Annotated in this window: 7 protein-coding genes; 3 read left to right on the top strand and 4 right to left on the bottom strand. The window is 70.7% G+C overall.

All coding sequences use genetic code 11. The annotated features are described in order from the left end of the window. The first annotated feature begins 81 nt into the window (after positions 1-81). Entirely contained in the window at positions 82-3,651 is a 3,570-nt protein-coding gene (gene smc / locus VGC18_RS09650) for a chromosome segregation protein SMC (RefSeq protein ID WP_331096705.1), read from the top strand. 230 nt (positions 3,652-3,881) lie between these two features. Then, positions 3,882-4,751, top strand: coding sequence for a signal recognition particle-docking protein FtsY (gene ftsY, locus VGC18_RS09645; RefSeq protein ID WP_331096703.1), 870 nt, complete (start codon positions 3,882-3,884; stop codon positions 4,749-4,751). A gap of 15 nt (positions 4,752-4,766) precedes the next feature. Here ftsY and VGC18_RS09640 read toward each other — a convergent pair whose 3' ends face one another. From VGC18_RS09640 to VGC18_RS09625, 4 genes are all read right to left on the bottom strand, one after another. Then, a complete protein-coding gene (locus VGC18_RS09640) occupies positions 4,767-5,321 on the bottom strand; it encodes a gamma carbonic anhydrase family protein (protein WP_331096701.1) in 555 nt (184 codons plus the stop codon). Between the two features lie 9 nt (positions 5,322-5,330). Next, the gene (locus tag VGC18_RS09635; RefSeq protein WP_331096699.1) at positions 5,331-5,711 is read right to left on the bottom strand and encodes a type II toxin-antitoxin system VapC family toxin; all 381 of its coding nucleotides are present in this window, start codon (positions 5,709-5,711) and stop codon (positions 5,331-5,333) included. Then, entirely contained in the window at positions 5,708-5,965 is a 258-nt protein-coding gene (locus VGC18_RS09630; RefSeq protein WP_331096697.1) for a type II toxin-antitoxin system prevent-host-death family antitoxin, read from the bottom strand. The genes VGC18_RS09635 and VGC18_RS09630 overlap by 4 nt, the downstream gene beginning before the upstream one ends. 73 nt (positions 5,966-6,038) lie before the next feature. Continuing rightward, positions 6,039-7,004: an aldo/keto reductase gene (locus VGC18_RS09625; protein WP_331096695.1), complete on the bottom strand. Its 966-nt coding sequence runs from the start codon at positions 7,002-7,004 to the stop codon at positions 6,039-6,041. 25 nt (positions 7,005-7,029) lie between these two features. Here VGC18_RS09625 and VGC18_RS09620 point away from each other — a divergent pair. Beyond that, positions 7,030-7,366 (top strand): signal recognition particle receptor subunit alpha (locus VGC18_RS09620; RefSeq protein WP_331096693.1); only part of this gene is annotated, 337 nt, incomplete at its 3' end.

The raw sequence follows: 7,366 nt of genomic DNA, 5'->3' as shown, positions 1-7,366 counted from the left end.
GGGCGCGGGGCGCTGCGAGGGGATGCGGGGACGTTCCGGTACCGTAGGGATGCACGATCACGGCGAAAGAAGGGCGGCGGCTTGTACCTCAAGAGCCTGACCCTCAAGGGTTTTAAGTCCTTCGCCCAGTCGACGACCTTCGCCTTCGAGCAGGGCGTCACCTGCGTGGTCGGCCCGAACGGGTCAGGCAAGTCGAACGTGGTCGACGCCCTCGCCTGGGTCATGGGGGAGCAGGGGGCGAAGACCCTCCGCGGCGGCAAGATGGAGGACGTCATCTTCGCCGGGACGGCGACCAAGGGCCCGCTCGGCCGGGCAGAGGTCATCCTCACCATCGACAACGCGGACGGCGCCCTCCCGATCGAGTACGCCGAGGTGACCATCAGTCGCACGCTCTTCCGCAACGGCGGCAGCGAGTACGCGATCAACGGCGACACCTGTCGCCTGCTCGACGTGCAGGAGCTGCTGAGCGATTCCGGCCTGGGCAGGGAGATGCACGTCATCGTGGGTCAGGGGCAGCTCGACGCCGTGCTGCACGCCAGCCCGGAGGAGCGGCGCGGCTTCATCGAGGAGGCCGCCGGCATCCTCAAGCACCGCAGGCGCAAAGAGAAGACGATCCGCAAGCTTGAGGCGATGCAGGCCAACCTGACCAGGCTGAGCGACCTGGCCGGCGAGATCAGGCGGCAGCTGAAGCCGCTCGGGCACCAGGCGGAGATCGCCAAGGAGGCGCAGTCGATCGCCGCGATCGTCCGGGATGCCCGTGCCCGGCTGCTCGCGGACGAGGTGGTCGAGCTGCGCGCCGCCATCACCGCGGGCTCCCGCAGCGAGAGCGAACGCAAGACCGAGCGCATCGTGCTGCAGGAGCAACTCGACCAGAGCAGGCTGCGGGCGCAGCACATCGAGCGATCCCAGGAGGGCGACGCGGTCGATCTGGCCAGGCGCACCGCCTTCGGCCTCGAGTCTGTGCAGGAGCGCCTCCGCGGCCTCTACACCCTCGCGAACCAGCGGCTCGCGCTGCTCGGGCAGCAGACGGATGCCCAGGCGACCGGCCAGGGGGTCACCCGCCAGATGGTGCTCGACGCGAGGGACGAGGCCTCCCGCCTCGCCGAGACCGTGATCGAGGCGGAGAGGGCCTGGCACGAGGCCCAGGCGGCGACCCAGCTCGCCCGGGCGAACCTCGACGGGCTGGACGAGCAGATCGCCTACCAGTCCTCGCTCGTCTCGAGGCACGACCTGGAGATCTCCAAGCTCACCGGGCAGACCGAGACCGCCGCCTCCCGGCTCGCCGCGGTGCGCGGTGAGGTGCTCCGCCAGCAGAACGCCCTGGACGCCGCCATGCAGCGCAGGGAGCAGGCGCAGGCCGAGTTCGCGAGCCTCGAGGCGGATGCCGCGCTCGGCGACTCCGACGAGACCGACCTGGATGCCGCCTACGAGACCGCGCAGGCGGAGGTGACCGACGCCGAAGCCGAGATCGAGCGGCTGCGCGAGCAGCTGCACGGCCACGAGCGCGAGCGGGACGCCCTCGCCGCCCGCACGAGCGCGCTGTCCTCCGCCCTCGACCAGAAGGACGGGTCGAGTGAGCTGGTCGCGGCGCGGCTGGCGGGCATCCGCGGACTCGTCGCCGAGAACGTGCAGGTCGACCAGGGGTACGAGGCCGCCATCGCCGCGGCGCTCGGCACCCTCGCCGACGCGGTCCTGGCCGAGACCCGGGAGGCGGCGTTCGCGGCCATCGAGCACTCCGGATCGCACGACTTCGGGCGGGTCGAGATCGTCGTCGCCGAGGGCGCGTCCGCGGACGGGCGACCCGTGCAGGGGGAGGAGCTGGTGACCGCCTCGAGCGTCGTCACCGCCCCGCCGGGCATCCTCGAGCTCCTCGGCCCCATCGTCATCGCCGAGGATCTGGATGCGGCCCGCAGGGCGCTGAGGCGGCTCCCGGACGGCTTCACCACGATCATCACCAGGGCGGGAGACGTCGTCTCCGGCCAGGTGCTCAAGGGCGGCTCCGGCGCCAAGCGCTCCCGTCTCGAGCTGGTCGCCGACCGCGACACCGCGAACGACCGGCTGCAGGAGGTCGTCTCGCTCATCGACCGATCCCGGTTCGCCCTCGCCGAGCAGCGCGGCCGGCTCGAGGTGGCCAAGGAGCAGTCCGGTCGGGCCCTCACCGAGCTGCGGCAGTTCGACGCGCAGCTGGCGGCCAAGACGGAGAGACTCAACCGCGTGCGGGTGCAGGTCGAGGCCGCCCAGGCGGAGGCCGAGCGCCTCGAGCGCGGCCTGGTCCTCGCGACGGAGGCGGTCGCGGATGCCGCCGCCGCCGTCGAGCGCGCGAAGCAGGAGCTCGACACGGCCGCCTCGCGTCCTCGGCCCATTCTCGACGTCGCCGCCCGCGACGGTGTGCTCGCGGAGCTCGAGGAGGCCAGGGAGCGCGAGGTCGAGTCGCGGCTCCAGCTCGAGACCGCGCGCGAGCGGGTGCGCGCGGAAGAGCTCAGGGCCGCTCAGCTGGAGAGACAGCTGGAGGCGGACAGGGTCGCGGCAGAGGAGGCGGCGCGGCGTGCGGTCATCCGTCGGCGTCAGATCGCCTCCGCCCAGGCCGTCGTCGACGCGCTGCCCGCCGTGCTCGACTCCGTCGACCGGTCGGTCTCCGAAGCGCGGGTCGAGCTGGCCGCCAGGGAGGCGGAGCGCTCGACCCAGAACGCCGAGCTCGCGGAACTCCGCCGGGGGGAGAACGCGCTGCGGGAACGGCTGGCGGCGATCGGCGAGGACGTGCACACCCTGGAGATGCAGGTCTACGAGAAGAAGCTCACCCTGTCGGCGCTGCTGGAGCGCGCCGGCGAGGAGCTCGGCCTGATCGAGGACGTGCTCGTCGCAGAGTACGGGCCGCAGCAGCTCGTGCCGCTCGACGCCGTGGCGGCGGCCGCCGCCGGCTCTTCGGTCGATCCGGAGGAGCCGATCGAGGGCGCGGAGGCGAACGAGACCGTCGCCGGCATCCCCTTCGTGCGCGCGGAGCAGGAGGCACGGCTCGCCAAGGCCGAGAGGAAGCTGGCCCAGCTCGGCCGGGTCAACCCGCTCGCGCTGGAGGAGTTCGCGGCGCTCGAGCAGAGGCACCGGTTCCTCACCGAGCAGCTGACCGACCTCACCGGAACCCGCAAGGACCTGCTCACGATCATCGACGAGATCGACGAGAAGATGCAGGACATCTTCGCCAGCGCCTTCGAGGACACCCGCGCGGCCTTCGACCGGGTGTTCCCGATCCTGTTCCCCGGCGGCACCGGCAGCATCCAGCTCACCGACCCGGAGAGCCTGTTGACGACCGGCATCGAGGTGACCGTCCGTCCGGCAGGGAAGAAGATCGAACGCCTCTCGCTGCTCAGCGGCGGCGAGCGCTCGCTCGCGGCGGTCGCTCTGCTCATCGCGATCTTCAAGGCGCGCCCCAGCCCGTTCTACATCATGGACGAGGTCGAGGCGGCCCTCGACGACGCGAACCTGGGACGGCTGCTCACGATCTTCGAGGACCTGCGTCAGTCCTCCCAGCTCATCGTCATCACCCACCAGAAGCGCACCATGGAGATCGCGGATGCCCTCTACGGCGTCTCGATGCGGCAGGACGGCGTCAGCGCCGTGGTCGGCCAGCGCGTGGTGCACGACGAGGCGAGCTAGGTTCGCGGACCCACGGGGCGATCGCTGCAACGACTGGCGGTACTCCGAGGGGTGGCGCCGTCCCGCATCCCGGTTTTCCCGTCCGATCTCAAGGAGATTCGGGACGTGGCACCACTGGACTCAGCCCACGCCGGGGGTCGGGCGCCGAATCTCCTTGAGATCGGACAGGGGAGCCCGGCGCTGGCTGACGGCGAGGTCGTCGCTCGTGTCGACGCCGTAGCATTGCATCCATGGCTTCTCCCTGGTCCCTGTCCGGTGCGCTCAAGGGGATGTTCTCCCGCAAGACCATCGACGAGGACACCTGGACCGATCTCGAGGACGCCCTCATCACCGCCGACTTCGGCGCCGACCTCACCGAGATCGTCGTCGCCGAGCTGCGGGCGAGCGTGCGCAGATACAACACGACCGACCCGGCGGACCTGAGGCGGATGCTGCGTGAGACGCTCGAGGAGCGCCTGGCGAGGCTGAACCCCACCCTGGTGCTCAGCGCCCGTCCCGCCGTTGTGCTCGTCGTCGGCGTGAACGGCGTCGGCAAGACGACGACCATCGGCAAGTTCGCGAAGTTCCTCGGCGGCTACGGCCGCAGCGTCATCGTCGGGGCCGCCGACACCTTCCGCGCGGCGGCGGTCGAACAGCTCGCCACCTGGGCGGAGCGGGGAGGCGCCGCCATCCAGCGGCCGCAGCAGCAGGGCCAGGACCCGGCATCCGTCGCCTTCCAGACCGTCGAGCGGGCGATGCGGGAGGGCTTCGAGATCGTCCTCATCGACACGGCGGGCCGGCTGCAGACCAAGAGCGGCCTCATGGACGAGCTGAGCAAGATCCGCCGGGTCATCGAGAAGCAGACCGAGATCGCCGAGGTGCTGTTGGTGCTGGATGCGACGACCGGGCAGAACGGTCTCGCCCAGGCGGAGGCCTTCATCGAGCACGCCGGGGTCACCGGGCTCGTGCTCACCAAGCTCGACGGATCGGCGAAGGGCGGGTTCGTGCTCGCCGTGCAGGAGAAGACGGGCATCCCGATCAAGCTGATCGGCCAGGGCGAGGGCATCGGCGATCTCACCGGGTTCACCCCGCACGTGTTCGTGCAGAACCTCGTCGGCTGAGCCGTCCTCGGGCCGCTACCGGTGGCCGGCCTGCTCGCCGTCGTCCTCGACGCGCGCCACCAGGGTGCGGTGCACGGCGGTCAGCTCGAGGTAGCGGGTGGCGTTCACGGCGAGGTGCCGCCGATCCGTGTCGGTGAGCGGCCTGCGCACCGTCGCCGGCACCCCCGCGACGAGCGATCCCGGCGGCACCACGGTGCCTTCGAGCACCACCGACCCGGCCGCGACGAGTGACCCGGCCCCGATGACCGAGCGATTGAGCAGGACTGCGCCCATGCCGATGAGACAGCCGTCCTCGACGACGCAGCCGTGCAGCACCGCGGCGTGGCCGACGCTGACGCCGACCCCGACGATGGTGGGGACCCCGTCGTCGCCGTGCACGGAGACGTTGTCCTGGATGTTGCTGTCGTCGCCGATCCTGATCTCGTCGACGTCGGCCCGCAGCACCGCTCCGTAGTAGACGCTGGCCCGCCGGCCGAGGGTCACCGCGCCGATGAGGGTCGCCGTCGGGGCGACCCACGCGGTCGGGTCGATGGATGGCTGGCTGTCGCCGAACGGCAGGATGAGGCTCATAGGCCCACGCTAGACCAGCGCATCGACCACCGTGACGCCGTAGGCGGCGAAGACGGGATCGGCGGTGAGCACGGTGAGGTCGTCGGTGATCGCCTGCGCGACGAGCAGGCGATCGAACGGATCGCGGTGGAGGAGCGGGAGGCTCTCGAGACGGGCGAGATAGGCATCCGAGATGCCGGTTCGGCGGATTCCCGATTCCCGGATGACGGCGGGCAGGGACGGGATCGGCGGCAGCTTCCCGATCGAGACCTTGATCGAGATCTCCAGCAGGCTCACCTCCGACACGACCAGTGTCGTCGCCTCATCGATCGTGCGCCGGGCCGACGGGCCGAGCCGGGGGAGGCCGCCGAGGAACCACAGCAGCGCGTTCGTGTCGAGGAGGAGCCTCATCGATCGGGCGTCTCCAGGCTCTCGATGAGGATCTCGGCGACGGCCCGATCGGCGGCCTCGAAATCCGTGTCGGCGGGGATCTCGTTCCTCAGCACGCCGTGCAGCTCGCTCCACCGCCTGATCGGGGCAGCGACGATCTGGAAGCGGTTCACGCCGGAACCGCGCCTGGTGACGTAGACCTCCTCGCCGCGTTCGACGGCGTCGAGGAGCTTGGAGAGCTGACTCTTGGCCTCGTGCACGTTGTTGATCATCATCTAGCTAGGTTAGCTAGTATCTCGTCGGTGGTCGAGACCGTGGATGACGCGTGGCGACACCCGCGGGGGAGGATCAGTCGAACAGGGAGCCGATCCGCTCGGCGAGCTCGTCGTCGAGATCGAGGGCGAGCGCCTCGGTCACCGCGTCCCACTGCTCCGTGCGCCGGGGGGAGACGATCGGCGCCGTCAGGAGCGGATGCCAGCGCAGCCATGCCAGCGCGAGCCCGGAGGTGCTCACGTCGAGGTCCCTGGCGAGGTCGGCGAGGCGTCCGACGCGCAGACGGTTCTCGTCGGTGACCGCGTCGGCGTACATGGCGGGGGCGATGCCGAGCCGGCTGTCCGCAGGCGCCTCGACCTCGGGATCGAGATAGCGGTCGGAGAGCAGGCCGCCGGCGAGCGGGGAATAGCCGGTGTAGCCGATTCCCTCTCCGGCGGCGAGCGGCAGCAGGTCGCGTTCGTCCGCCCTCGCCACGAGGCTGAACTCGTTCTGCACCCAGCCGGGGCGGGGCAGACCGACACGATCCGCGGCGGTGAGCAGCGCCTCGAGCCCGCGCACGTCCACGTTGGAGCATCCGAATGCGCGGATCTGCCCGGCGTCCACCGCGGCGGCGAAGGCCGTGAGCGTCTCCTCGAGCGGCGTCCGGTCATCCGGGGCGTGGGAGAGGTACAGGTCGACGCGTCCCAGGCGGGAGCGGCTGAGCGCGAGCTGGCGCTCGATGTGGTCGGCCCGCAGGCTGATGCCGTCCTGCCCCGGCTCCGCGACGTTGCCGACCTTCGTCGAGAGGAGCACGTCGGTCAGCTCGCGCTCCTGGTGCCACCTGCCGACGATCCGTTCGCTCTCGCCGCCCGCGTAGGTGTTGGCGGTGTCGATGACGCGCAGGCCGACCTCGTAGGCCTCGTCGAGCCGCTCGAGGGCCTCGTCGGTGGCCATGCCGAGGCCGCGGGTGGCGGGCGACGAGCCGATGCCGCCGATCGAGCCGGCCCCGAAAAACATTTCGCTCACCGCGATGCCGGTCGTGCCCAGCTCGACCTGTCTCATTCCGGCAGCTTAAACTATGGGGACCATGGCCACCTTTGGAAATCTCACCGACCGACTCGTCGAAACCTTCAAGAACCTGCGCGGCAAGGGCAAGCTGAGCGCGGCGGATGTCGACGGCACCGTCCGCGAAATCCGGCGCGCCCTGCTCGACGCCGACGTCGCCCTCGAGGTCGTCAAGGACTTCACCGGCCGCGTGCGGGAGCGCGCGCTGGGAGACGAGGTCAACAAGGCGCTCAACCCGGCCCAGCAGGTCGTGCAGATCGTCAACGACGAGCTCGTGACGATCCTCGGCGGCGAGGCGCGGCGCATCCGGTTCGCGAAGAACCCGCCGACCGTCATCATGCTCGCGGGCCTCCAGGGAG

The organism is Lacisediminihabitans sp. (assembly GCF_036404185.1).
Classification (GTDB): Bacteria; Actinomycetota; Actinomycetes; order Actinomycetales; family Microbacteriaceae; genus Lacisediminihabitans.
The sequence above is the reverse complement of the archived record's forward strand: the minus strand, read 5'-3'. Positions and strand labels throughout refer to the sequence as shown.

Excerpts from the sequence above, each read along its gene's own strand:
- ftsY (WP_331096703.1), top strand. The coding sequence starts at position 3,882 with ATGGCTTCTCCCTGGTCCCTGTCCGGTGCGCTCAAGGGGATGTTCTCC.
- VGC18_RS09640 (WP_331096701.1), bottom strand. The coding sequence starts at position 5,321 with ATGAGCCTCATCCTGCCGTTCGGCGACAGCCAGCCATCCATCGACCCG.
- VGC18_RS09635 (WP_331096699.1), bottom strand. The coding sequence starts at position 5,711 with ATGAGGCTCCTCCTCGACACGAACGCGCTGCTGTGGTTCCTCGGCGGC.
- VGC18_RS09630 (WP_331096697.1), bottom strand. The coding sequence starts at position 5,965 with ATGATGATCAACAACGTGCACGAGGCCAAGAGTCAGCTCTCCAAGCTC.
- VGC18_RS09625 (WP_331096695.1), bottom strand. The coding sequence starts at position 7,004 with ATGAGACAGGTCGAGCTGGGCACGACCGGCATCGCGGTGAGCGAAATG.